Origin of the sequence: Brachybacterium paraconglomeratum, from assembly GCF_039541415.1 — a bacterium.
Lineage (GTDB): Bacteria > Actinomycetota > Actinomycetes > Actinomycetales > Dermabacteraceae > Brachybacterium > Brachybacterium paraconglomeratum_A.
In genome coordinates this window covers 454,380-479,166 of the sequence record NZ_BAABGE010000002.1, presented here as the reverse complement: position 1 = coordinate 479,166, position 24,787 = coordinate 454,380, and the positions used below count along the sequence as shown (strand labels likewise).

At 69.0% G+C, this 24,787-nt stretch carries 24 protein-coding genes and 1 tRNA gene; 16 read left to right on the top strand and 9 right to left on the bottom strand.

Annotated features, from left to right (window positions below):
- Positions 1 to 10 precede the first annotated feature (10 nt).
- From ABD893_RS02150 to ABD893_RS02135, 4 genes are all read left to right on the top strand, one after another.
- Positions 11 to 295: a hypothetical protein gene (locus ABD893_RS02150; protein WP_345075882.1), complete on the top strand. Its 285-nt coding sequence runs from the start codon at positions 11 to 13 to the stop codon at positions 293 to 295.
- A gap of 4 nt (positions 296 to 299) precedes the next feature.
- Positions 300 to 986 carry a hypothetical protein gene (locus tag ABD893_RS02145; RefSeq protein WP_345075881.1) on the top strand — a complete coding sequence of 229 codons (687 nt, stop codon included), beginning with the start codon at positions 300 to 302 and terminating at the stop codon, positions 984 to 986.
- Between the two features lie 39 nt (positions 987 to 1,025).
- Positions 1,026 to 2,462 carry an amino acid permease gene (locus tag ABD893_RS02140; RefSeq protein WP_345075880.1) on the top strand — a complete coding sequence of 479 codons (1,437 nt, stop codon included), beginning with the start codon at positions 1,026 to 1,028 and terminating at the stop codon, positions 2,460 to 2,462.
- Positions 2,463 to 2,592: 130 nt separating this feature from the next.
- Positions 2,593 to 2,676: transfer RNA gene (locus tag ABD893_RS02135), tRNA-Leu, on the top strand.
- A gap of 67 nt (positions 2,677 to 2,743) precedes the next feature.
- On the opposite strand, the gene ABD893_RS02130 is transcribed toward ABD893_RS02135, so the two are convergent.
- On the bottom strand, positions 2,744 to 3,418 hold the full coding sequence (locus ABD893_RS02130; protein WP_345075879.1) for a cytidylate kinase-like family protein: 675 nt from the start codon (positions 3,416 to 3,418) through the stop codon (positions 2,744 to 2,746).
- 143 nt (positions 3,419 to 3,561) lie between these two features.
- On the opposite strand from ABD893_RS02130, the gene ABD893_RS02125 reads away from it, so the two are divergent.
- Together ABD893_RS02125 and ABD893_RS02120 are read left to right on the top strand one after the other, a co-directional pair.
- Entirely contained in the window at positions 3,562 to 4,386 is an 825-nt protein-coding gene (locus ABD893_RS02125) for an alpha/beta hydrolase (protein WP_345075877.1), read from the top strand.
- Between the two features lie 45 nt (positions 4,387 to 4,431).
- Positions 4,432 to 5,541, top strand: coding sequence for a magnesium and cobalt transport protein CorA (locus tag ABD893_RS02120; protein WP_345075876.1), 1,110 nt, complete (start codon positions 4,432 to 4,434; stop codon positions 5,539 to 5,541).
- A 75-nt stretch (positions 5,542 to 5,616) separates the two neighbouring features.
- Here ABD893_RS02120 and ABD893_RS02115 read toward each other — a convergent pair whose 3' ends face one another.
- On the bottom strand, positions 5,617 to 6,168 hold the full coding sequence (locus ABD893_RS02115; protein ID WP_345075875.1) for an NYN domain-containing protein: 552 nt from the start codon (positions 6,166 to 6,168) through the stop codon (positions 5,617 to 5,619).
- 582 nt (positions 6,169 to 6,750) lie between these two features.
- Here ABD893_RS02115 and ABD893_RS02110 point away from each other — a divergent pair.
- Positions 6,751 to 8,559 (top strand): HNH endonuclease signature motif containing protein, encoded by a 1,809-nt coding sequence (locus ABD893_RS02110; RefSeq protein ID WP_345075874.1) that lies wholly within the window; start codon positions 6,751 to 6,753, stop codon positions 8,557 to 8,559.
- Positions 8,560 to 8,611: 52 nt separating this feature from the next.
- Here ABD893_RS02110 and fdhA read toward each other — a convergent pair whose 3' ends face one another.
- The 4 genes from fdhA to ABD893_RS02090 form a co-directional block, all read right to left on the bottom strand.
- On the bottom strand, positions 8,612 to 9,838 hold the full coding sequence (gene fdhA, locus ABD893_RS02105; protein WP_345075873.1) for a formaldehyde dehydrogenase, glutathione-independent: 1,227 nt from the start codon (positions 9,836 to 9,838) through the stop codon (positions 8,612 to 8,614).
- A gap of 275 nt (positions 9,839 to 10,113) precedes the next feature.
- A complete protein-coding gene (locus ABD893_RS02100; protein WP_345075872.1) occupies positions 10,114 to 11,175 on the bottom strand; it encodes a Gfo/Idh/MocA family protein in 1,062 nt (353 codons plus the stop codon).
- Positions 11,176 to 11,217: 42 nt separating this feature from the next.
- Positions 11,218 to 12,099: a sugar phosphate isomerase/epimerase family protein gene (locus ABD893_RS02095; protein ID WP_345075871.1), complete on the bottom strand. Its 882-nt coding sequence runs from the start codon at positions 12,097 to 12,099 to the stop codon at positions 11,218 to 11,220.
- Positions 12,100 to 12,134: 35 nt separating this feature from the next.
- Entirely contained in the window at positions 12,135 to 13,247 is a 1,113-nt protein-coding gene (locus ABD893_RS02090) for an ROK family transcriptional regulator (RefSeq protein ID WP_345075870.1), read from the bottom strand.
- A 134-nt stretch (positions 13,248 to 13,381) separates the two neighbouring features.
- On the opposite strand from ABD893_RS02090, the gene ABD893_RS02085 reads away from it, so the two are divergent.
- The 3 genes from ABD893_RS02085 (at position 13,382) to ABD893_RS02075 (ending at position 15,843) form a co-directional block, all read left to right on the top strand.
- On the top strand, positions 13,382 to 14,803 hold the full coding sequence (locus ABD893_RS02085) for a protein adenylyltransferase SelO (protein WP_345075869.1): 1,422 nt from the start codon (positions 13,382 to 13,384) through the stop codon (positions 14,801 to 14,803).
- A gap of 167 nt (positions 14,804 to 14,970) precedes the next feature.
- A complete protein-coding gene (locus ABD893_RS02080; RefSeq protein ID WP_345075868.1) occupies positions 14,971 to 15,525 on the top strand; it encodes a type 1 glutamine amidotransferase domain-containing protein in 555 nt (184 codons plus the stop codon).
- Positions 15,526 to 15,546: 21 nt separating this feature from the next.
- Positions 15,547 to 15,843, top strand: coding sequence for a hypothetical protein (locus ABD893_RS02075; protein WP_345075867.1), 297 nt, complete (start codon positions 15,547 to 15,549; stop codon positions 15,841 to 15,843).
- 3 nt (positions 15,844 to 15,846) lie between these two features.
- Here ABD893_RS02075 and ABD893_RS02070 read toward each other — a convergent pair whose 3' ends face one another.
- From ABD893_RS02070 to ABD893_RS02060, 3 genes are read right to left on the bottom strand one after another with little or no spacing between them, the layout of a single operon-like run.
- Entirely contained in the window at positions 15,847 to 17,505 is a 1,659-nt protein-coding gene (locus ABD893_RS02070) for a glycoside hydrolase domain-containing protein (protein ID WP_345075866.1), read from the bottom strand.
- 56 nt (positions 17,506 to 17,561) lie between these two features.
- Positions 17,562 to 17,795 carry a helix-turn-helix domain-containing protein gene (locus ABD893_RS02065; protein WP_345075865.1) on the bottom strand — a complete coding sequence of 78 codons (234 nt, stop codon included), beginning with the start codon at positions 17,793 to 17,795 and terminating at the stop codon, positions 17,562 to 17,564.
- Positions 17,795 to 18,274 carry a DUF2975 domain-containing protein gene (locus ABD893_RS02060; RefSeq protein ID WP_345075864.1) on the bottom strand — a complete coding sequence of 160 codons (480 nt, stop codon included), beginning with the start codon at positions 18,272 to 18,274 and terminating at the stop codon, positions 17,795 to 17,797. The genes ABD893_RS02065 and ABD893_RS02060 overlap by 1 nt, the downstream gene beginning before the upstream one ends.
- A gap of 310 nt (positions 18,275 to 18,584) precedes the next feature.
- Here ABD893_RS02060 and ABD893_RS02055 point away from each other — a divergent pair, with 310 nt between their 5' ends.
- From ABD893_RS02055 to ABD893_RS02030, 6 genes are all read left to right on the top strand, one after another.
- On the top strand, positions 18,585 to 19,238 hold the full coding sequence (locus ABD893_RS02055; protein WP_345075863.1) for an alpha/beta hydrolase: 654 nt from the start codon (positions 18,585 to 18,587) through the stop codon (positions 19,236 to 19,238).
- A 182-nt stretch (positions 19,239 to 19,420) separates the two neighbouring features.
- A complete protein-coding gene (locus ABD893_RS02050) occupies positions 19,421 to 20,794 on the top strand; it encodes a hemolysin family protein (protein ID WP_345075862.1) in 1,374 nt (457 codons plus the stop codon).
- A complete protein-coding gene (locus ABD893_RS02045) occupies positions 20,791 to 21,831 on the top strand; it encodes a hemolysin family protein (RefSeq protein WP_345075861.1) in 1,041 nt (346 codons plus the stop codon). Before ABD893_RS02050 ends, ABD893_RS02045 begins: the two co-directional genes overlap by 4 nt.
- A 4-nt stretch (positions 21,832 to 21,835) precedes the next feature.
- Positions 21,836 to 22,453, top strand: coding sequence for a class I SAM-dependent methyltransferase (locus ABD893_RS02040; protein ID WP_345075860.1), 618 nt, complete (start codon positions 21,836 to 21,838; stop codon positions 22,451 to 22,453).
- Positions 22,454 to 22,479: 26 nt separating this feature from the next.
- The gene (locus tag ABD893_RS02035) at positions 22,480 to 23,718 is read left to right on the top strand and encodes an MFS transporter (protein WP_345075858.1); all 1,239 of its coding nucleotides are present in this window, start codon (positions 22,480 to 22,482) and stop codon (positions 23,716 to 23,718) included.
- A 167-nt stretch (positions 23,719 to 23,885) separates the two neighbouring features.
- Entirely contained in the window at positions 23,886 to 24,782 is an 897-nt protein-coding gene (locus ABD893_RS02030) for a pyruvate, water dikinase regulatory protein (RefSeq protein WP_345075857.1), read from the top strand.
- Positions 24,783 to 24,787 lie beyond the last annotated feature (5 nt).

Below are 24,787 nucleotides of genomic sequence, written 5' to 3'. Positions count from 1 at the left end.
GTTGCGGGGCATGTTCGGACGTGCAGCACAGCAGCAGAAGCAGATCGAGACCCTCCAGGCGCATATCCGTCGCCTCGAGAACCTCGTCGACGAGCTCGGCGCGCGAGCCGGCGTGAGCGACGCCGAGCTGCTCCGCCTTCGCGACCAGGTGGGCCCGCGGCTCCCCGAGGAGTCCCGGCGGCTGGTCGCCGAGGGCAAGCCGATCCAGGCGATCAAGGCCTACCGCATCCACACCGGCGCCGGCCTCAAAGAGGCCAAGGACGCGATCGACCAGTACCGGGCTGGCCAGGGCTGAACCCATGTGCCGCCTGCGCGCCGTTGTCCCCCTGGCCGCCGCGGCGCTGTGCGTCGCTCTCGCCGGCTGTACCGGAGCAGAGGAGCCGACGCCTCAGCCGAACCCGGTCGTCGACGAGGCTCCCGCCCTTCCTCAGGAGGCGGACTCGCGCCTGGATCTCGCCGCGAGCAGCGGCCCCGGCGATCTCGCAGACCTCCCTGAGCGCCTCGCCGGCGCGGCCGAGGGCGCACGGTTCGAGGACGTCACCTGCGACGGCGATCTCTCCCCGTCGGTCCCGATGGTCCGCTGCCAGGTGCTCGGAGCGGAAGCTCCCTACACCGCGCGCCTGGTCCGCACGGGCTCCGAGGGTGAGGTCGCCGGCGTCCTTCTCTCCCACGAGGATCTCCCCGCCCCGCTCGAGGCCGAGCTCGCCGAGCCCGGATCCTTCATCGACTACACCGCGGGCGTGCGGCTGTTCGAGGGCGACATCACCGCGCTGGAGCCGGAGTCGCTCCAGCTCCGGGCCGAGCTGACCGTCAATGACATGGGCGTCGACCGCGTCACCCAGGACTGTGCGGTCACCGAGGATGGCGCGGTCAGCTGCCGTCTCACGTCCGACGCGGAGACCGGCTCCTCCGCGCAGGTCACGCTGATCCCGGCGGTGCATACGAGCGGGAACCCGATCACGCTGGGCGTCGTCCGGCCCCTCTGATGCCACCCCGGGCGAGGCGAGCCTCGTATCCTCGTGCGGGTGAACACCACGCCGACTCCTTCCTCGACTCCCCCAGACCACGGCGGCTCCCTCGCACGCTCCCTCGGCCATGGCCAGATGGCCATGATCGCCATGGGCTCCGCGCTGGGCACCGGCCTCTTCCTCGGCTCCGGCGAAGCGATCGGCATCGCTGGCCCCGCCGTGATCGTCTCCTTCGCGCTCGGCTCGCTGATCGCCGCCACGATCGCGCTGGCGATGGGGGAGATGGCCTCCCGCCATCCCGTGCGCGGCGGCTTCGGCACCCTCGCCGCCCACTACCTCTCCCCGTTCTGGGGCTATCTCACGCGGTGGCTGTACTGGATCGTCACGGTCTGCGTGACCGGAGCGGAGCTGGTGGCCTGCGCCTTCTACCTCACCTACTGGGTGCCGGCGATCCCGGTCTGGGCCGGGATCCTGCTGTTCGCCGCGCTGATCATCGCGATCAACCTCGCAAGCGTCGGCTCCTTCGGCATCGTCGAGTTCTTCCTGTCCTCGATCAAGGTGATCGCCGTCTTCGCGTTCATCCTGGTCGGCGCGGTGCTGGTGCTCTTCGGTCTGCCGGACACCCCCGCCCCCGGCCTCGCCCAGCTCACGGCCGACGGAGGTTTCGCCCCGAACGGCTGGGCGGCGGTGTGGGTCGCCCTGTCCGTCGTGATGTTCTCCTTCGGTGGGATCGAGCTGCTGTCGATCACCGCTGCGGAGGCCAAGGACCCGGCCCGCTCGATCAAGACCGCCGCCCGCACCACGGTGGTGCGCCTGGCCTTCTTCTATGTGTTCTGCATCGCGATCGTGCTGTGCCTGGTGCCATGGCGCACCGCCGCAGGCACCGGCGATGACGTGGCCACATCGCCGTTCGTGATGGTCTTCGACCAGCTCGGCATCCCCGGGGCCGCCCACATCACCAACCTGCTGGTGCTCATCGCGGCGCTGTCGGCCGCGAACGCCAACCTCTACGCCGGCAGCCGGATGATCCACTCCTTGGCGGTGGACCGCCTGGCACCCCGCTTCGCCGCCCGCACCACGAAGCACCGGGTCCCGGTGGTCGGCATCGCCTTGAGCTCGCTGGGACTGCTCGGCGCGGCGCTGCTGAACTTCAGCGGTGTGGGGGGCGTCTTCGGCTACATGATGAGCCTGGTGGTGTTCGCCGTGATCCTGGTCTGGGCGCTCATCCTGTGCACCTTCATCGCGTACCGCCGGCGCCGCATCACCGGCGCCACCTTCCGCATGCCGGGCGGGGTCGGCAGCGCGATCGTCGGCCTGGTGGGCCTCGTCGCGGTGTTCGCCACGGTCACCGTGCGACCGAGCATGCAGATCGCGGCGCTGGTCGGCGTCCCCGCGGTGCTCGCGGCTACGGTGCTGTACTTCGTCGTGGCCCGCCGCCGGATCGACCCGTCGGACATCGAGGATGCGTTCGCCGAGGCGGAATCGATGCGCTGAATCGGGGGACCGCCCCGCCAGGACGTGGCGTTCGTTACTGTGCGGGGCGTCGGCTTGGGCTGAAGGTGGCGCGGGGGTAACCTAGTGGAATCTTCGGTCTTGGTGACTACGGTCCTGGTGCCGAAGGAATGCGCAAGTGGCGGAATTGGTAGACGCGCACGGTTCAGGTCCGTGTGCCGGAAACGGCGTGGGGGTTCAAGTCCCCCTTTGCGCACCGCAGGAATTGCCCCGGTTCATCGTGATGAACCGGGGTTCTTCATATCCCCGTCGGCTCGCCCGACTCAGGCAGTGGCCTTCACGGCGTGAATGATCGCCTCTACCGCTGCGGCCTGGGGGATCCGCCCGGTGTTGATCATCAGGTCATAGTGCACCGGGTCCCGCGGATCCCAGCCGTAGAGCGACGTGGACATCTCGGCGCGCACCTTGTCCTCCTGGCTGCGACGCTTCTCCGCCTGCTGCAGGGAGATCCCTGCCAGCTCTGCAGCGCGTGCCACCCGACTCTCGACATCACCGGTGAGCAGGACGTGCAGGGTGCGGGGCCGGGTAGCGAGGATCTTCGTCGCGTTGCGGCCGACGATCACGCCGCCCTCCTCGCCGTAGCGGCGCACGGTGGTGTTGTTGTCGTTGATGAGCTCCCGCTTGTCGCGCTGCGCGTCGATGTACTCCATCCCGTCCCCGCCGCCGAAGGCGCCGCTCATCGCGGCGAGCACCTGCGAGAGGTTGACCCGGCTCTGGATCGTCTGCGCGATGGCGGACTGGTCCTGCGGCGGTGCGCCCTCCGCCTCGATGTCCTCGGAGCTGAACGCCTGTGCGTGATAGGGAAGACCCAGCTGTTCGGCAATGGCGCGTCCGATTGCTTCCGCCCCGGATCCGTACTCCTCCCAGACCGTCACCACCGGCCGCGGAGATCCCTCAGGACCGGAACTGCTGGACGGACCGGATGCATGCGTGCTCATGAGAACCTCCGCCAGAGATGTGACTCACAGCATACGGCGGATATGGCAGAAGGGGTCGCTATTGTCAGGACAGAAGAACCCGGTGGGTTCCATGATCGAACGGATCCGGACGTCCGATCGCGATGACGGGGCATCATGGCTCCATGAGTGACGACCTCCCCAGCACTGACTTCACCCTCGCCGGTCACGGCGGCGCTCTCGTCGGCCGCGCCTGGGCCCACCCTGCACCGCGCTGGATCGCTGTGCTCTCCCACGGCTACGGCGAACATGTGGGCCGCTACGGCTGGATCGCTGCTCAGCTGCAGTCCGCCGGCGCCGCGGTCTACGCCGCCGACCACCTCGGTCACGGCCGCAGTGACGGCCAGAGGGTGCTGATCAGCGACTTCGAGCCGGTGGTCGACGATCTCCACCGGGTGATCCAGCACGCGGCCGCCCAGCACCCCGGAGTCCCGGTCGTGCTGATCGGTCACTCGATGGGAGGTCTGATCGCTGCCCGCTGCACCCAGCTGCATGCGGAGTCACTGGCGGCGACCGTGCTCTCCGGCCCCGTGCTCGGCTCCTGGGCCACCGTGGATGAGCTGCTCGTGCTCGACGAGATCCCGTCGACCCCGATCGACCCCAGCACCCTCTCCCGCGACCCAGCCGTCGGCGAGGCCTATGCCGCAGACCCGCTGGTGTGGCACGGCGACTTCCTCCGCGCCACCCTGGAGGGCCTGCAGCAGGAGATGGCCACGATCGAGGAGGCCGGCAGCGTGGGCGAGCATCCGCTGCTCTACCTGCACGGAGAGGCGGACCGCCTGGTGCCGCTCCCCGCCAGCTGGGAGGGCCTGAACTCGCTGCGTGGCCCGCGGACCTTCGTGAAGACCTACCCTGGCGCCCGGCACGAGATCTTGAACGAGACGAACCGCGATGAGGTGATCGCCGACGTGCTCGGCTTCGTGGCCGGCGTGCTCGCGCTGCCGAACTGACGCACGGGATCCGTGCGAGGGAAGAACGACGAGGAAGAGAAGTTCATGCGAGGACACGACACGGCTCGGACCCGGCGCGCAGATCGTGCCCGTGAGCAGGCGGCTGGAGACACGTCGTCGAGCGGCGGCGTCGCGCCGACGACCCGCTACGTCGCCGGGGGCGTCCCCCGCCGCCAGCCTGACGGGGACTCGCTGGCCGATGCCCTGGCCTTCTCGCGCGCGGCCCCGGACCGGATGGTGATGTTCTTCTACCTCCGGCCCGACCGCGAGCAGGTGATGGAGCTCGGCGAGGCCTGGGACCTCCACCCCCTACTGCTGGAGGATCTGCTCAATGCCCACCAGCGCCCGAAGCTCGAACGCTACGGTGACGTGCTGTTCCTGGTGGTGCGCTCGGCCCGCTACCTCGACGAGCAGGAGGAGGTCGTCTTCTCAGAGTTCCACCTGCTGCTGCGACCCGGCGCCGTAGCGGTGCTCTGCCAGGACGGCACCTGGATCGACGGCACCCCGGGGCCGCAGCTCGACGAGGAGCATCCGCTGACCTCGACCCGTCGGGAGCGCACAGTGCTCGAGGACGTCAACCTCCTCGAGCTCGGCCCGGAGGCGGTGCTCTACCGGGTGCTCGATACGATCGTCGACGGCTACGACCCCGTGCTGAAGGGTCTCCGGGTCGATCAGGAGCAGATCGAGCGGCAGGTGTTCAGCGGGGACGCCGCGGTCGCCGAGCGGATCTACCGGCTCAGCCAGGAGGTCATCGACATGCAGCAGGTGATCACTTCGCTGCGCGACGTGATCGACGATCTCCAGGCCGGATTCGGGAAGTACGAGATCGCTGGCGAGCTGCAGGCCTATCTCGACGACGTCGGCGACCACCTGGAGCGGGCCGCATCGCGGGTGCGGGACCTGCGCGATGCCCTCTCCCAGATCCTCGACGTCAACGCGACCCTGGTCGCGCAGCGCCAGAACGAGGACATGAAGAAGATCTCCGGCTGGGCCGCGATCCTCTTCGCCCCCACCCTGATCGGCGCGATCTACGGCATGAATTTCGACGACATGCCCGAGCTGCACTGGGCATACGGCTATCCGATGGCGATCGGGATGATGATCGCCCTCGGCGTGCTGCTCTACGTGATCTTCAAGCGCAGCAGATGGATGTGAGCAGGGCTCTCTCGTGAGCAGCTGTGCATTCGTGCGCTCCCCGCCCGCGACATGCCCGGACGTGGGCGCAGGGCCTCAGATGAACTCGAGCGGATCGAACTCGTCGATGTTGATGATCCGCACCCGCGGCAGACGGCTGGTGAACGCAGCGACGTCGTACTCGAGGTCGTGGAACTCGATCCCTGGGATGTCCTGGAGATCTGCTGCCATGAACTCGCGGAAGCCGACGAGTGCGGTGCGCCTCCCGGCCGTCGCGGCCAGGTCCTCCATCTGGGGGACGAAGTCCTTGTCGTGGCTGACCAGCATGACGTCCGCTGGATGGGTCAGCAGCGCCTCTGCGGTGCGCTGGATCGCGATGTCCACGACCTTGCCCTCGCCGCGCAGGGGAACGGGCTTGTAGCCCATGGCGATCAGCGCCTGGACGAAGCCAGAAGGCAGGCTGTCCTCCACGGCGAGGAAGAAGAGGCCCTTCACCGACTGCTGCCACGACATCTCCGCATGGTGGAGGAGCTTGTTCCAGCGCGGACGCTCGTCGGGCTGGGGGCGTCGGCCGAGGACCGAGACCCCGAGCGTGGCGTCGATGTTCTCGCCGTCCACCAGGAGGTACGTGGTGCGTTCTTCCGTCATGGGACGACCTTACGCCGTCCTGGCGTGCACGGAGACCCCGAGGAGCGCAGGAGGGAACGGGGGTAGTGCCATGAGGGGCAGGTCGCGGGGCGGCGGCTCGAGGGTACCTCTCGACAAGGGGGGTGGGGGCCGGGAGGACAGTGTCTGTGGACAGCCACATTCCGTTCCTCCCCAATGCGAGTTATCCACATTTTCAGGGCGGGGCTTGATAATTGCATAATCCCTTTGAACGTTAGCCCGACGTTGATGTCGCCGGCAGTGTTCTTCTGTGCGGAACATGTTTCCTGCGGGCGCCGCCGCCGCTGGCCCTCTCGGCGGGTTCTGGACGCACCACCAGGTGCGTCGTGCCCCAGTGGCGGTGTTCCGCTGGTGCTCAATCGTGCCTACCGGTGCCGCGGTTGCGCTTCAGTGGCGCCTCGTCTGTCTTCCCTTTGTGCGACGGTTCCTCCCCACTCGTGGGTTATCCACAGATTCATCCCCATTTCGCACTGACCCTTCAGTAAGCGGCGGTGGGGAATTAGTATTGAGGGGTGTCCCAGAATTGATGAACAGGTTTTTGGTGGGCGGGGAGGAGGGGTTTCGGTGGGTGAGTTCGAGGAGGGTCAGTTCGCGTCCGACGACGCGGCGGGTCAGCAGCCGGCCGGGGCCCCTGCGCGTGAGGACGGTCCTGCCGAGCAAGCCGCGGCTGACAGCGATGTCTCTGCCGCGCGCTCCTCGGTCCCCGCTGTCGCCGGTGCCGTAGATTCGCCCAACGCCGTAGCGGAGCCTGGTGCGCCTGATGCTCCCGCTGAACCCGCGCCCGGCTCCTCTGCCGAGCCCGGTACCGCTCCGGAAGGCCTGCCGGCGTGGAGGGTGCGGGCGCGGCGGGAGTTGGACGCGGAGTACATCCTCGAGGAAGCCGTTCCGGGGAGTCTGGATGCGGGGCGGGTGATGGATCTGCATCGGACGATGCGGTTCCGGGCGAGTCTGCGGGCGCATCAGCTGCGTCAGCTCTCGACGTTCTTTCGGGAGGATCCCGAGGTGCAGGGCGTGCTCGATGACGCGGACATCACCGCGTTGAAGGTCGCCGCCGGGCTGCGGTGCACCTATCTCCAGGCCCACGCGATGGTGCGTGATGCGCATCTGGCGGTTGCGTGGATGCCGGTGACGTTCACGTATCTGCGGCGCGGGGAGCTGCCCGAGGACTGGCACCACTACCTGATCCGCCACACCCGTCGCCTGACCGAGGACCAGGCCCGGGAGGTGGATGCGCATATGGCGGCGGTCCAGATCCCGTCGGTCTCGCAGGACACGTTCGAGAAGCAGGTCCGCCTCGGTGTCGCTCTCGCGACCGCCGGGACTCTGCCTGCCCTGCCGTCGCAGTCACGGAATGTGGAGATCGTGGGGGTTGATACCGAGACGGGGACCGCGTCGCTGATGGTGACCGGTCCGATCCCGGAGATCCAGGCCCTTGCCCACCGGCTCGATATCGCCGCCCGCACCGTCCAGAAGGCTCAGCGTCACGCGCTCGAAGCCGGGGCGGAGGGACCGTTGCCGTTCGATATTGATCGTGACCTCGCCGACCGAGGGACGGCCTTGTCGCTCCGGACGCTCAGGTATGCGATTTTGACGCATTCGGTCCTGGATATCGATCCGGTCGAGGAGACAGTACGGCCGTACAAGATCCTGGTCACCGTCCCGGCCCTGACCCTGATGGGCCATAGTGACGCGCCGGCGATGCTGGATGGGATGACGCCCCTGCCCGCAGAGCTCGCCCGAGACCTGGCTGCGGGTGAGCCGACGTGGCAGCGGATCCTCACCGACCCGATCACCGGCGCGTACCTGCCGGTGACGGCGGAGACCTACTCACCCACCGCCCAGATGCGGCTGCAGCTGCGGCTGCGGCACCCCGTGTGTGCGGTGCCGGGCTGCACCCGGACCACGGTGATCGCCGCGGAAGATGACCACATCATCGAATACGACCACGACCACCCGGGCCAGGGTGGGCAGACCTCGCTATGGAATCTGCACCGCCTCTGCTGGCTCCACCACAAACAGAAGACCGCAGGCATGATCGACCCCGAACGTGACCCGGCCGATGACCCCGCTGGTGGTGACGGGACCACGACCGCTGGGCCGCTCGCGACGACGTGGGATATCGGGCGGGATATCCGGCTACGCACGGTAGAGGACACGGATCTGCTGACCCCACGCCTCGCCCGGATCCTCGACCGGGATTGGCGGACCTACCAACGCGCCCACGAGGACGCGCTGCGCCTCCACGCCGAAGAGAAAGCCCGACCCCGGCAAGAACGCGCGGCAGAAGACCGCCGCGCCGCGTGGGCTCGACATCGCGGCCGCCGAATCATCCCACCCGGCCTCACCTACGACGAGACCGAACCGCCCTTCTGACCGGCGCGACGCCCGCCCCCGGGCTGACCGGGAGCGGGCGTGCGAAGCATCCTCAGACCGGCTGCACCTTCCCGGTCACGCCGTGCGGATCGATGACGTACTTCGTCGCCACTCCGGCATCGAACTTCTGGTAGCCGGCAGGAGCGTCGTCGAGGGAGATCGCCACCGCGTTGACGGCATCCGCGATCTGCACCTTGTCATGCAGGATCGCTTCCATCAGCTGACGGTGGTATCTCATCACCGGGCACTGACCGGTGGTGAACGAGAGTGCCTTCGCCCAGCCCAATCCGAGCCGCAGCGAGAGCGAACCCTGCTGTGCGGCCTCATCCACGCCGCCCGGATCGCCAGTGACGTACAGCCCGGGGATGCCCATCGCGCCACCGGCCCGCGTCACGTCCATCAGGGTGTTCAGCACCGTCGCCGGTGCCTCCTTCGCGTCCTTGCCATGACCGCGTGCCTCGAAGCCGACAGCGTCCACTCCGGCATCGACCTCCTCGCGTCCCAGGATCCGGGCGATACCCTCGCGGGGATCCTCCTTCGACACGTCGATCGTCTCGCAGCCGAACTTCGCGGCGTTGGCCAGCCGATCCGCGTTCATATCGGCCATGATCACCACCGAGGCGCCCAGCAGCTGCGCGCCCACGGCCGCAGCCGTGCCCACCGGTCCCGCTCCCGCGATATAGACCGAGGATCCCGGGCCGACGCCGGCCGAGACTGCTCCGTGGAAGCCAGTGGGGAAGATGTCCGAGAGCATGGTCAGGTCCAGGATCTTCTCCATGGCCTGGTCCTTGTCCGGGAACTTCAGCAGATTCCAATCCGCGTAAGGGACCAGCACATACTCCGCCTGGCCGCCGACCCAGCCGCCCATGTCCACATAGCCGTAGGCGCTGCCAGGACGATCCGGGTTCACATTCAGGCAGATCTCGGTGCGACGGTTCTTGCACATCTCGCACCGGCCGCAGGAGATGTTGAAGGGGACCGACACCAGGTCGCCCTTCTTGATGAACTCCACGCCCGGTCCGGTCTCGATCACCTCACCGGTGATCTCGTGCCCGAGCACCAGATCCACGGGAGCTGTGGTCCGGCCGCGCACCATGTGCTGGTCCGAGCCGCAGATGTTCGTGGTCACGACCTTGAGGATCGCCGCGTGCGGGAGCTGGCGGCCGATATTCGCCGGGTTCACCCCCGGCCCGTCCTTCAGCTCGTAGGTCGGATAGTCGATGTCGATGACTTCGACCTCGCCAGGTCCCTTGTATGCGATCGCACGGTTGCTGGACATCGATGAGCCTCCTCGCCCGCGCGGCCCTCGAAGCGCCATCGCATCAGTGGACGGGCCGCATGGCCCCAGCCTGGATGTCATGGTGGGTGAAGTCAACAGGTTCTACGACGTCGAGAGCAGCCCCGGGGTCGGACGCCTCTGCGGCCTCACATCGATGTCAGCTCTGCGTGGAGTGCAGGGCTGAACTGGGTGTTCGAGGTGTCAGCAGTTCGGCGACGTGAGCAGCACGCATTCCTCGCAGTGCCTGACATTGATGGCAGCCGCGCAGGCCGGCCTCAGACCAGAGAGATCTCCCGACCTTCGGCCGCCGATTTGTAGATCGCCTCCAGGATCCGCACGATCTCGACGCCGTGCCAGGCCGGGGCGATCGACTCCGCCCGGCCCAGCGAGGCATCCACGAAGTTCTGGATCTCGTTCGCGAAGCCGACGCCGAACTCGAAGCTGCGCGAGGCGATCTGCGGCTCGATGTTCACCACCGAGTCGTGCATCTCGGTGGCGATATGGAGCGCAGGCTCGAGCACCGCCCCGCCCTTCTCGCCATACACCGAGACATCGATCGAGTCCTTGGTGGCATGCAGCGAGTACGAGCAGTCCAGCAGCAGCGAGGCGCCGTTCTCGAAGCGGATCACGGCGTTGGCGAGATCCTCGACGGTGTTCTTGCTGGGGTCGTAGTCCGCGGCCTTGTAACGGGGCATCGTGGTGACGTTCCCGCGGCTGCCGAGCTTGTCGTAGGTGTTCCCGCTGACCGAGACCACCTTGGGACTGCCCATCAGGTACCAGCAGAGATCGAGCACATGGATGCCGATATCCAGCAGCGGGCCGCCGCCGGAGATCTCCTTGTCCGCGAACCAGCCACCAGGGTTGCCCACCCGGCGGATGCAGCTGGCCTTGGCGTAGTAGATCTCGCCCAGCTCGTCGGCGTCGATGAAGGACTTCAGCACCTGGCAGTTCGGGGAATGGCGACGGACGAAGCCCACCTGCACCACCCGGTCGCTCGCCTCGACCATCTGCTGGATCTGCTCGGCCTCGGCGAGGGTGCGGGCGATCGGCTTCTCCACCAGCACATGCTTGCCCGCCTCGATCGCCGCGATCGCCCAGGAGGCGTGGGAGTTGTTCCAGGTGCAGATGGAGACCCCATCGATCTCGGGGTCGGCGAGCAGCTCCTGCGGATCCGAGTAGGCGCGCCGGGCGCCGTATTCGTCGGCCACGGTCTGGGCCCGCTCGAGGTTCATGTCAGCCACCGCGATCAGCTCGACATCGGGATTCTTCGAGTACGCGGTGAGGTGGGACTGAGCGATGGTGCCGGCGCCGATGACGCCGATTCGGAACTTCGACATGGTGATCTCTTTCGTGACAGGGATGGACTTGGGTGCTGCGGGTCAGACGAACAGGCTCTTGGCATAGGCGATTCCACGCTCGCAGCCGAGCAGGCAGTCCTCCCAGCCCTCGAACTCGATCGCGGCGAAGCCCGCGAAGTCGGACTCTCTGATCGCCAGGGCCACCGCGCGCAGGTCGATGTCGCCGTTGCCGACCACTGCCCCGCGCAGGTGCTTGCCGCCGCGGCTGCGGAACCAGCCGGCGCCGGGAGCGGCGTCGGCCGGTCGGAGGTAGAAGTCCTTGAAGTGCACGACCATCGCGTAGGGGAGGTTCTGGGCGACCGAGACCTCGGGCGTCTCGTCCACGCACACGAAGTTGCCGACGTCCAGGGTGGTGAGGAAGTTCGGCTCGTCGACCGCGTGGATGATCCGCCGCACCCGCTCCGCGGACTGCACGAAGAACCCATGGTTCTCGATGCTGGTGGTGATGCCCTTGGCTGCGGCGTACTGCGCGATCTCCTTGCAGGCAGCGACGATCGAGGGCAGGACCTGCTCGAACAGCGGGGTGTCGTCCCCCTCATGGCCTCTGTGCGGGACCACGTCGTGGCGCATCCGGGTGATCCCGAGCCGCTCGGCGAGATCCACATACTGCTTCACCCGCTCGATCTGCTGCGGGTCACCGGTGGAGAGGTCCGCACCGACGGCGAGGTTGCTCAGGGGCACTCCGGCGGTCTCTGCGGCGGAGCGGATCTGGTCGACGTAGGTGGGTTCGGAGGCGATGTTCGGGAGGGGGGAGTTCGCGTCATCGCCGAGGATGGCGAGTTCGAGATGCTCGCCCTCGCTCGCGGCGACCCACTCGATGACCTGTGGCAGCGTCATCTCTCCGGTGGAGAGCTTGGAATGGAAGCTGTAGGAGCTGAAGCCGAAGGTGATATCGGAGGTCATGAGGTTCTTTCGGGGGCGGGGACGTGTGTGCGGGATCAGGCGCGGGCGTCGAGAAGGCGTGACCAGGGGGCAGGGACCTCGGGAATCCCGAAGACCTGTGTCGAGCCGTGGGTGAAGGCGAGGCCGAGAGCGCCGACCAGCGCGCCGTCGGTGGTCAGGCGCGCGGCGACCAGTTCCGGGGGCTGTCCGGTCACCAGGAGTTCGTCGAGCGCGCGACGCAGGGGATCGAGCAGGGTGTCGCCGGCGCGGGAGAGGCCGCCTCCGATGACCACCCGGGCGGGGTCGAGCGTCAGCAGCACGGTGGCGAGCCGGGGAGCGATCTGGATGCAGAACTCCTCGATCTCGCGCTGTGCGGCGGCGTCGCCGCGCGCGGCCCGGTCCAGCAGCGGCTTGGCCTCATCCCCGGTGGACCAGCGCAGGCGCCCTCTCTCCGAGTTCGCGGTCCAGCGCATTCCGCGCTGGCTGCCGAGCTCGCCGGCGAGGCGATGGGCGCCCTGCAGGATCCGGCCCTCGAGGATCGCCGCGACCGAGATCCGGTTGCCGAGCTGCACGAACAGCATGCTGTCCGCCTCGGCGTCGCGGTGGTGCTCGGCGAAGGCCGCGAGCTTGATGTCGTTCTCGACCGCCACCGGGCAGCCGAGGCGGCGCGTGAGCTCCCCGGCGAGGTCCAGCCCCACGAGGCCTGGCGTGGCGAGGCTCTGGGTGATCCGGCCGTCGGGCCCGAGGATGCCTGGGGCTGCGATGCCGAGAGCGCTCGGCGCATGTCCGGTCTCGCGGATCGCTCCCTCGAGCGTCTCGAGCGGATCAGCGCTGCTGAGAGGAATGACGGCCTGGGCGAGAAGCTCGCCCGCGGCGTCGGTGACCAGGCAGCGCACGGTGCGGGCGCCGATGTCCAGCGCCGCGATGCTCGAGACCGCAGGCTCGAAGGAGAAGCGGCGGGCGGGCCGGCCGGCCGCTCCAGAGGTGGCGACGGGAGCGGGCACAGCGGCTCCGACTGCTCCCAGGTCCTGCAGCACGGCATCGACGGTGGGGCGGGAGAGACCGGTGGCGGAGGCGAGCTCGGCGACGGTGAGAGCCTGGCCAGCGTCGCGCAGGACGAGCAGGCAGTCACGGGCATTGGAGTGGCGCACCGCAGAAGCTGTGGTCATCGAACGGTCCGCCCTCGGGGTCGTCGCCCCGGGACGATTCGGTAACCGGGTTGCACAATGCGTTCCCAGTGTGACGGTTCCGGGGAGCGGGCGTCAACTTCCGGTGCCGGTCGCGGGGGTGGGAGGATCGAGGGATGGAGATCTCCCTGGAGCAGTCCTACGCCGCAGCGATTCCCGAGCTGTCGGTCCCCTGGCGTGCCGAGGTGCCCCCGCGTCCCGAGCTGGTGTGGCTGAACGAGGAGCTGGCGCGCGAACTCGGGTATTCCCCGGACTGGCTGCGGGGGGAGGAGGGCCTCTCGCTGCTCACCGGGCAGATCGACGGCACGACGGCGCAAGCCTATGCAGGGCACCAGTTCGGCAGCCCGAACCCTCAGCTCGGGGATGGCCGGGCCGTGCTGCTCGGAGATCTCGTGGATACCCGCGGCAATCGGCGGGACCTGCATCTAAAGGGCGCCGGACGCACTCCCTTCGCGCGGGGAGGCGATGGGAAGGCGCCGCTGGGGCCGATGCTCCGCGAGGCCGTCATCGGTGAATGGCTCCACGCCCTCGGGGTCCCGACCACCCGGGCTCTCGCCGTTCTCAGCACCGGGGAGCGGATCGCCCCGCGCCAGGGCGTGACCCCGGAGCCGGGTGCGCTGCTGGTGCGGGTCGCCGCCAGTCACCTGCGTGTGGGGACCTTCGAGCATGCCACCTGGAATCTCGATCCCGAGGTGCGCGAACGGCTCGTGGAGTACACGATCCAGCGCCATCATCCCCAGGCCGACGGACCGCTCGGGCTGCTCGAGGCGGTGACCCGGGCGCAGGCGGAGCTGGTGGCGCAGTGGATGCTGGCCGGCTTCGTGCACGGCGTGCTGAACACCGACAACGTGACGCTCTCGGGGGAGGGCATCGACTACGGACCCTGCGCCGTGCTCGACGTCCACCGTCGTGGGGCGGTGTTCAGCTCGATCGACCGCGGCGGCCGCTACGCCTACGGCAACCAGCCCGGCATTGCCCTGTGGAACCTCTCCCGCTTCGCCGAGACCCTGGTGCCGCTGATCGGGGAGGAGCCGAACCTCGCGGTAGAGCAGGCGACTGCGGTGCTCGAGCAGTACGAGGGCTGGTATCAGGAGGCTTATGGGCGAGGGCTCGCGGCGAAGCTCGGGATCCCGCCGGGCGAGGGGGTCCAGGAGCTCGGCGCGGAGCTGTTCGCGCTGCTGGAGGAGCAGCAAGTGGACCACACCGGGTTGTTCCGGAGGCTCGGCGAGGGCTCCGCGGCAGCGCTGTTCCGGGACTCGGCACCGTTCGAGGAGTGGAAGGTGCGCCTGCAGGGGATGCGGGGTGACGGGCCGCGGGCGGAAGCCGCTCGCGAGGGGATGGCGCGGGTGAACCCCGTGATCGTCCCGCGCAATGTGCATCTCGATGCCGCGCTGCGGGCCGCGCACCTCGGGGATCCAGGCCCGGCGCGGACGATGCTGGATGCGGTCAGCCGCCCGTTCGAACTCCGGCCGGAGCATGCGCATCTCGAGGGCGCAGGCGACGGTGGGGAGCACTTCCTGACGTTCTGCGGAACGTGAGGCCGCTGCCCGTCAGCTCGCCAAGCTGGAGAAGGCACAGGCCCAGAAGCCTGCGCCCGGTCCGGTGCCTCCGCGACCCGAAGGCTGCCCGGCGTCCGATCGGTCGGGGGCGCGCGGAACGCCGGTGATACGGTCGCCGTACGGAAGCCCCGACGTGAGGAGACGCCATGAACAGCACCCTCGAAGGACGCAAGATCCTGATTCTGACCAGCAACTTCGGGACGGAGACGGACGAGATCACCGGGCCGCTCGCGACCCTGCGTGAGGCAGGTGCGAGCGTCACCGTGGTCGCCCCGGAAGCCGGTGTCGTCAAGACCCTCGTGCGCGACCGCGAGCCCGGCCCCGAGGTCCAGGTCGACGCCCTCTACGACTCCGTCAAGGCCGCCGACTTCGATGCCTTGGTGCTGCCCGGCGGCACTCTGAACGCCGACTCGCTGCGCGCCGACGAGACCGCCCAGTTCCTGGTGCGATCCTTCGCCGCCGACGGCAAGCCCGTGGCCGCGATCTGCCATGCCCCCTGGCTGCTCGTCGAGGCGGGCCTGGCCGATGGCCGCGCGCTCACCTCGGTCCCCACCATCCGCACCGATCTCAGCAACGCGGGCGGGCGATGGGCCGATGAGGAGGTGGTGGTCGACGACTCCACCGGCTTCCGCCTCATCACCTCCCGCACCCCCGATGATCTCGACGCATTCAACGCGGCGATCATCGAAGCGCTCAGCTGACCTTCCCTCAGGAGGAACCCCATGACACAGCCGCAGAACCCCGCCGAAGACCCGGAGCTCGACGACATCGCCGCCACCAGCCAGGATGAGTATGCGCGCGGAGCGGACGACGAGCCCGGCGAGGTGAGCATCGATGATGCCCTCGAGACCGACCGGGTCGTCGCCGAGGGTCCGGAGTCCCGCAACGCCGACGGCTACGGCTTCGACGCGGACCTCGCCCGCGGAGGTGACGACACGACCGCCGCGGAACAGGGCAATCGCGATGAGGACCGCATGGAGGCCGAGACCGCCGAGCAGGAGCTGCCCGAGGAGCTCTGAGGCTCAGCGGGACAGGGCCGCGAGGATCTTCTCGTCGACGGCGTGCCTCGACCGCAGGTGCTCGCCGACGTCATAGGAGAACGACGAATAGGTGAGCGTGCCTCCCTCATCGATCAGCGCCTTCGCACTGGGCCGGTCGGTGAGCTCTGCGAGCCAGGTCAGAGCCCGGTGATCGGCCATGGCCTGCGCGAATACGCGATGCCGCAGAGAGAGCCAAGGGGTGCCGTCGGGACCCGGATAGACGGCGAAGGCATCGCCGCCGAAGAAGGGCCCACCGGCGCAGGTGTCCTCGAAGGGGTCGATCGGGTGCAGCGAGAACTGCGCCCACCAGAAGTTGTAGCCCCAGTGCAGGAACCCCGGTGCGTCGAAGGCGAAGAGCTGCCGACCCAGCACCCGATTGCGCACCGAGGGCTGGGCGATGAAGCGGTTGGCGACATCCCGACCCTGGGAGACGCAGTAGTACACCCACGGCTGCCGGCCCGCTTCGAGGAAGGGGCCGACGTGGTTGGTGGCTACGATCGGGGTGTCCACCACGCCCTGCTCGGCGAACTCGAAGGAGCTGAGCGCGTCGACCACCCGCACGCCCTCGAGCAGGTCTGAGACCTGGTTCTTCGCTGACTGATACTGCTCGAGCTGGTTCTGGTGCGGCTCATCGGAGATGTGCCAGAGGACCTCGCCGTCCCAGTGCTGGTCCAGATGGGCGCGCAGGGCGGGGATCAGGGTCTCCAGCAGGCGGCGATACTCGGGGGAGGTCGCCGCGACATGCCAGCCGAAGCGGTGCTCGAGCCCGTCGGCCGTCTCCACCTGGATCGCGGGAGTGTGCTGAGCACCCCACTGGGTGAACAGGTGCGCGACCTCGATGCCGGTGAAGCCGAGCGTCCGGCAGATCCCCAGCCAGCGGTCCAGCCGGGAGAAGTCGAACGCGTAGGCGCCGTCATGCTCACGGATCCCGATCAGCTGCACGAAGGGCCGCGTGTGGCCCTCGGCGGTGTCCAGCGGGGGAGTCCAAGTGGGGGTCAGCACCGAGTTCACGTCCATCGCGCGCGCCGAGGCGAGGAAGGCCTCGATCAGCTCCCAGTGGCGCTCGGAGAACACCTCGACGTCGTAGTAGGTGGAGAGGCTGTCGGCGTGGAACCAGTGAGTGTTGGTGAGCGACAGCGCGGGCAGGCGGTGCGGGTGGAGGTGCAGCTGCGCGGTGTGCTCGGCGAGGACCTGCTCCCCGGTCCCGTCGCTGAGGGCGACGGTGCTGAGGGTGATGGTGAGAGGGTGTTCGCCGGCATCGGCCTCCTCGGTGCCCGTGACGTCGATCCAGAGTGATTCCCAGATCCCGGGGGTCAACTGCACGGAGTCGTCGCGGAGCGGTTCGAGCAGGTCCGGGTATTCGCCCGGGGTGGTGGTCAGGTAGTGCTCGTCGGCGTTCTCGGGGGCAGGGGCGGAGACGGGGACCCGCCGCACGGCGTGCACCTGGGCGCGGGCGGCGAGAGGGCCGCCCAGGTGGACGCGGATCGCGCCGGGGGAGCCTTCGTCGAGTCGGAGGGCGACCTGGACGGACAGCACCTCCCCGAGGAAGCCGGAGGCGTGGGCGCCGCCGATCAGCTCAGCGGGGCGCGGCGCGGTCTCGCCGAGCACCTTCTCCAGGGAATCGGTCAGGACGGACTGCACGGGTACTCCTCATCGAGCGCGGGGCTGCGGACCGACACCATCTTCACATGCCGACCTCACCCGTCGGAAGGTCTACCTTCGTCTGCATCAGAAATCCATTCCAACAGGTCTCCCGGCTGGCATTGGAGCGCCTCGCACATCGCCGCCAGGGTGCTGAAGCGCACCGCCTTGGCACGCCCGTTCTTCAGCACTGCGACATTGGCCAGCGAGATCCCCACCTGCTCCGCGAACTCACCCACGGAGAGCTTCCGCCGGGCGAGCTCGACATCGATCCGCACCACTATCGGCATCAGATCACCGCCTCCATCTCCTCGCGCAGCCTCGTGGCCTGCACCAGCAGCGTGCGCATCACGCCCATCAGCAGGCCCATCCCGATCCCGGCGATCGCGCCGAGCAGGAGCAGCAATGTCCAGGCGGGAGGGCCGCCGACGGTGAAGGATTGGTAGACCAGTGTGGCCACGCATACCGCGCTCGCGGCCAGGAAAGCCCCGATGATGCCGTCCACGAAGCGCAGAGAGCCGGAGGCGAACACCTCGTCCCGGCGGGTGATGCCGAGCAGACGCAGCGTGCACACGAGCGCCACCTCGACGCAGGCGAGTCCGGCGATCGCCAGCAGCAGGATCGGCCAGCGCATATGCGCCTCGTCGGGCAGATCGGCAGCGAGCACGCCCGAGAGCCAGGGGAGGACCCCGAGCTGGAGGACGGCGGTGAGCAGCAGTGCGAGGCTCAGCAGGATGCGGAGCAGGGTGACGCTGAGGCGAGAGAACATGCGTTGAGTATCAGCATAAATCGATCGAAAGTCAATCGATTCAGAGTCTGGCGAATATTCCATTGCGGTCGCGGACGGGTCGGCCTACGGTGGTCGGACACACGGAAGGAGGTGATCCGAGAAGTGAATTCTTATCGGACTTGTGAGGTGGCTCGCCGCTGAGGCGACCGTTCATCCGGACGCGCAGCGAATACCACCGAGCTGCCGGGACCCCCAGGGGTCGGATCTCGTCCATCCGACCAGCGCACCGCGCGACCTGGGGGTCTTCCCCTGCCCGCGGGGAAGCGGCCCTGCCCGCTAGCCTGCTGGCATGACGAACGCACCGCAGTACGCACCGATCGAGCTCATCTCCCCGCACATCGACGAGGATGCCGTCGTGCCCGCGGGCGCTGCCGACGCACCGATCGTGCTGCTGCTGCACGGACTGGGCAGCCACGAGGGCGATCTCGCAGGACTGGTCCCGTTCCTCCCGACGAGCTTCGCCTATGTGTCCCTGCGGGGCATCTACTCCTATGTGCAGGGCTACGCCTGGTGCGAGATGCCTGTGGATCCGGAGCACCCGGAATCACTGCAGGCATCCGCCGCAGCGGTCGAGAACTGGATCGCCGCGCAGAGCACCCCCGTCGTCGGCGCCATCGGGTTCTCCCAGGGCGGGGCGCTCGCGCTGCAGCTCCTGCGACGCGATGCGACGGCGCTGGATTTCGTCGTGAACCTCTCCGGGTTCCCGTTCCCGGCACCGATGCCGGGCGATGCCGCGCTCGCCGAGACCGCCCCGCCCGCGCTGTGGGGGCACGGCGGCATGGACCCGCACTTCGACGCCGAGCGGGAGGAGCAGATCCGCACCTTCATGCGCGCCCACACCCGGCTCGAGGAGGAGCGTCGGCCGCATCTCGCCCATGCTGTGGATGAGATCGAGCTGCGGGCGATCGCCGCCTTCCTGCAGCGGCGGGCCGACGAACGCTGAGTGGTCATGCACACCTTCCCGCACCCCCAGGGTTCGGGTTGTAGCATTTCGACATCCGCCTTCGAGAGCCGGAGCGGGCATGAGGAGCACCAGGAGACCATGAGCGCCGCCAGCGACGCCCCCAGTGACAGTCCCAGGCCTTCGGGCCTGGACACAGACGCTTCACCCGGGGGGATCCGTCCATGGACCTGATCGGTCCCCTCATATCCTTGGCGGTCGGCCTCGTGCTGATCGCCGCCTGCGGCGGGTTCGTTGCCGCCGAGTTCTCCCTGATCACCGCCAACCGCAACGAGGTGGAGGCGGCCGCAGCGTCCGGCGACAAGCGTGCCGTCGGTGTGCTGCAGGGGATGAAGACCCTCTCCACGCAGCTCTCCGGGGCGCAGCTCGGGATCACGGTCACCAACCTCGGCATCGGCTTCCTCGCCGAGCCCGCGATCGCCGCCCTGATCGGTCCGCTCCTGGTGGACATGGGACTCGGGGCGGTCGCCGCCCGGTCCATCTCCGTGGCCATCGCACTGGTGCTGGCCACCGGCGTCACCATGATCTTCGGTGAGCTGGTCCCCAAGAACCTCGCGATCGCCGAGCCGCTGCGCACCGCCCGCTATGTTGTCGGCTTCCAGCGGCTGTTCACCACGATCTTCAAACTGCCGATCCGCCTGTTCAACGGCAATGCCAACGCCGTGGTGCGTGCGCTCGGGGTCGAGCCGCAGGAGGAGCTCAGCTCCGCCCGCAGCGCCGACGAGCTGTCCGTGCTGGTCAAGCGCTCGGCCGACGAAGGCGCCCTCGCCGAGGAGACCGCCTCGCTGGTCCAGCGCACGCTCGCCTTCGGCGACCGCCGCGCCCACGACGCGATGGTCCCGCGCGGCCGGATGGACTCGCTGGACGTCGACCACTCCGTGGCCGACCTGCTCGAGCTGGCCCGCATCACCGGCCACTCGCGCTTCCCGGTGCTGGACGACGAGAACGAGGTCGTGGGCGTCACCCATATCCGCCACGGCCTGGCCGTCCCCTTCGAGGAGCGACCCGCGACCCGCGTGGACTCCGTGATGGGCACCGCGACCTTCGTGCCCGACACCGTGCCGCTGGACGACCTGATGGACACCCTGCGCTCCGGGGGTCTGCAGATGGCGGTGGTGGTCGACGAGTTCGGCGACCACGCCGGGCTGATCACCCTCGAGGACCTGGTCGAAGAGATCGTCGGCGAGGTGCGCGACGAGCATGACGAGGAGATGGACGACACCCCGGAGGCCGACGGCTCCTGGGATCTCGACGCCCGGATGCGACCCGACGAGGCCACCGACCGGCTCGGCGTCACCGTGCCCGAGCACGAGGACTACGACACCCTCGGGGGCCTGATCACGATGGAGCTGGGTCGCCTCGCGCAGGTCGGTGACGAAGTCCTGGTGGACACCGATCCCGCCCCCGGCGAGGACCCCGCCCGGCTGCGGATCGAGGTCACCGAAGTGGATGGCCGCCGCATCGAGACCGTGCACGTCACGGTCGAACCCGCTGCCACCCCCGATGAGCACGACGATGAGAAGGAGGAGCGCCGATGAGCACCACGACCGGACTCGCCCTGACCCTGCTCCTGCTGATCCTCAACGCCTTCTTCGTGGGCGCCGAGTTCGCCCTGATCTCTGCCCGCCGCTCGATCATCGAACCCGCCGCGCTCGAGGGGAAATGGGCCGCGAAGGTCACCATCTCCGCGATGGAGCAGGTCTCCCTGATGATGGCCGGCGCCCAGATGGGCATCACCGTCTGCTCCCTCGCGCTCGGCGCGATCAGCGAGCCCGCGATCGCGCACCTGCTCGAGGTGCCTTTCGAGGCGATCGGGGTGCCGAGCGCGCTGGTGCACCCGATCTCCTTCGTGATCGCCCTGGGCCTGGTCACCTACCTCCACGTCGTATTCGGCGAGATGGTGCCCAAGAACATCGCCCTGGCCGGGCCGGAGCGGATGGCGCTGATCCTGGCACCGATGCTGATGGGAGTCGTCACGGTGATCCGCCCGGTGCTGTGGTTGCTGAACTCCTGCGGCAACCTCGTGCTGCGGATGCTCGGAGTCACCCCGAAGGCAGAGGTCACCAGCGCCTTCACCCGCAACGAGGTGGCGGCCATGGTAAGCGAATCCCGTGAGGGAGGGCTGCTCGAGGACAACGACGAGGCGCTCCTGCTGGGGGCGCTCCGCTTCGAAGCCCGCAGCGTCGCCAACCTCGTGATCCCGCTGGACCAGGTCTCTTCTCTGCCGGAGGGAGTCACCGCCGCCGAGGCCGAGGCTGCCGCCGTCGAGGGGTACTCCCGGTTCCCGGTGAAGGCGGCCGCCGGCCCGCTGATCGGCTACGTCCACATCAAGGACCTGCTGGACTCCGTGCAGGAGCAGCGCGAGCACCCGATCCCGGCAGAGCGCATCCGCACCTTGCCGGTGATCAGATCCGATGAGCCCCTGCGCCAGGCGCTCACCGCGATGCAGGACTCAGGCGCCCACCTGGGTGCCGCCACCGACGAGGACGGCACCGTGATCGGCATCGTCACCCTCGAGGACATGCTCGAGGAGCTCGTAGGCCAGATCCGCGACGACTCCCGGATCGCCGCGTGACGGCATGACACAGATCCCCGGCCCGCAGGAGAACCTCTGGACCGCCGCCGTGAGGCAGAACCCCGATCATGCCCGGGGCTATGCCGAGCGGTGGCGCCGGATCGAGGCCTCCGGCAAGGACATCCACGGCGAGGCACGGCTGCTCGACGCGATGGCCCCGCGGGGTGCCCGGATCCTCGATGCCGGGTGCGGCACCGGGAGGCTCGGCGGGTATCTCGCCCGCGCCGGTCACCAGGTCCTCGGCGTGGATCTCGACCCCCAGCTGATCGAGGTGGCGCGAGGAGATCACCCCGCGGCGCGCTGGGAGGTGGGTGACCTCGCCGAGCTCGACCTGCGCTCGGAGCACGGCGAACGGCTGCTGTTCGATCTCCAGCTCTGCGCCGGCAACGTGCTCACCTTCCTCGCGGGCGAGGAGCGCAGGCCGGCCCTGGCGCGACTCGCCGAGCACCTCGCTCCCGAGGGGCGGCTGATCGTCGGCTTCGGCCTCGAACGCGGGTACGATCTCGACGACTTCACGGCCGACGCCGCCGCCGCAGGGCTGCGCCTCGCGCAGCGCTTCTCCACCTGGGACCTCCGCCCCGCGGCAGCCGACTTCCTGGTGGGAGTGCTGATCCCGGCCTGACCCCCTGACCCCGTCGAGGAGCCCCCGTGCCCATCTCGTTGCACCGTCGCCGTTGGGCGCTCTATGCGCTGTTCCTGTTGCCGGGGCTGAGCATGTCCGCGTGGGTCACCCGCACGCCGGCGGTGCGGGACCTGCTGGAAGCGTCCACGGCGCAGATGGGCCTGGTGCTGTTCGGCCTCTCCGTCGGCTCCATGATCGGGATCCTGTCCTCCGGTCCGCTGGTGATGCGATGGGGCACCCGCCCGGTCGTCGCGGGTGGCTCCTCGCTGATAGTGCTCGCCATGCCGGTGATCGCCGTCGGCGCCGCGAGCGGCATGCCGCTGCTGACCGCGCTGGGTCTGGCCCTCTTCGGGGCGGGCATGGGCGGCGGCGAGGTGGCGATGAACGTCGAGGGGGCCGACGTCGAGAAGCAGGGCGGCCGTCCGTTCCTGCCCGCCCTGCACGGCTGCTTCAGCCTCGGCACGGTGATCGGCGCGGGCCTCGGGATCCTCGCCAATGCGACCGGCTTCTCGGTGGTCGCCCACCTGGTCCTGATCGCCGTGCTCGGCGCCGGACTGCTGCTCTGGGCGCTGCGCGCGATCCCCGCCGGGACCGGCCTGGTCACCGCCGCCGAGCGTGCTGAGGCCGCGGCGAGCCCCGGCCCCGCGCTCTGGAAGGACACCCGCCTGGTGCTCATCGGCGGCATCGTGCTGGCGATGGCGCTCGCCGAGGGCACCGCCAACGACTGGCTGCCGCTGATCATGGTGGACGGGCACGGCTTCGGCGCCACCATGGGCTCGACGGTGTTCGCGCTCTTCGCCGCCGCCATGACCATCGGCCGCTTCTGTGGCGGGCCGATCGTGGCTCGGGCGGGCCGGGCGCGGGTGCTCATGGTCAGCGCGCTCTTCGCGGCGGTCGGGCTCGCGCTGATCTCCTTCGTGGACAGCCAGCCGGTCGCCGTGCTTGCGGTGGTGCTCTGGGGCCTCGGCGCTTCGCTCGGCTTCCCGCTCGCCCTCTCCGCCGCCGGCGACTCCGGGCCGAACCCCGCCGCCCGCGTGGCCCTGGCCTCGACGATCGGCTATCTCGCCTTCCTGGTCGGCCCGCCCACGCTCGGCCTGCTCGGTGAGCAGGTGGGGCTGCGCGGCGCCCTGGTGGTGCCGCTCGCGGTGGTGCTGGTGGGCGTGGCCCTCAGCCCGGCGTCGGCGCCGCGGGTCCGCGCAGTGGACGCGTCGCAGCCTCGGGAGAGTGCATCCCCATACCGTCCGCAGACTGACCCTGCTGCGTGAATGGGCTCGAGTGAGCGTGCACGTCCGCGCACTCGTGCACCGCTGACGTGAGTCACGCCATCTTCCCGCGCGAAAGCGCCCCGCTCTCGGCCTCCCGGTTACGGTGAGCCCAGCACATCGTCGTGTACCCGGTGGCCTTGCCGCCGGGCCCAGAGCAAGGGGCGCCTGTGAATGCAGACCTTCCGATCCCACCGCCGCAGATTCCTGCCGCGCGGCGCCAGCCCCAGAAGCCCGAGGACTCCGCCGTCCCGGTCTTCTTCATCTCCGACTCCACCGGCATCAGCGCCGAGACCATGGGCAACGCCCTGTTGCTGCAGTTCCCCTCGGTCCCCTTCGAACGGCGCCTGATGCCCTTCGTGCGCACCGTCGAGGAGGCGCGCGAGGTGCGGGCCGACCTCGATGCGGCGATGGACGGCGCCGTGCAGCCGCTGGTCTTCCTCACCGTGGTCGACGAGGCGGTCCGTGAAGAGCTGCGGGCCACCAAGGCACCGGTCATCGACTTCGTCAGCGGCCATCTCGCTCAGCTCGAGGATCGCCTCGGGGTCACCGGGGACCACGCCCCGGCCCGCTTGCACGGGGTGGGCGACTCCCGCCGCTACAACCGCCGCATGCAGGCGGTCGAGTTCGCGATCGAGCACGACGACGGTCAGTCCGTGCGCGCGATCGAGAAGGCGGACGTGGTGCTGATCGCGCCTTCCCGCTGTGGCAAGACCCCCACCAGCATGTATCTCGCGCTCATGCACGGGATCTTCGTGGCGAACTATCCGCTGGTCGATGAGGATCTCGGCGACGAGGTGCTGCCGGAGTCGATCGCGACGATCGCTGATCGCTGCTTCGGGCTGCTCACCTCCCCGCAGCGGCTCAGCGCCGTGCGCAGCGAGCGCCGCGCCGACTCCCGCTACGCCTCGATCGAGCAGACCCGCTGGGAGCTGTCCCGGGCCCGCCGCGTCTATGACATGCACGGGATCCCCTTCGTCGACTCCTCGAACAAATCCGTCGAGGAGATGTCCACCCTGATCCTCCAATCGCTCGCCCGCCGCGGAACCACTCCCCACGCACCATGAAGGAG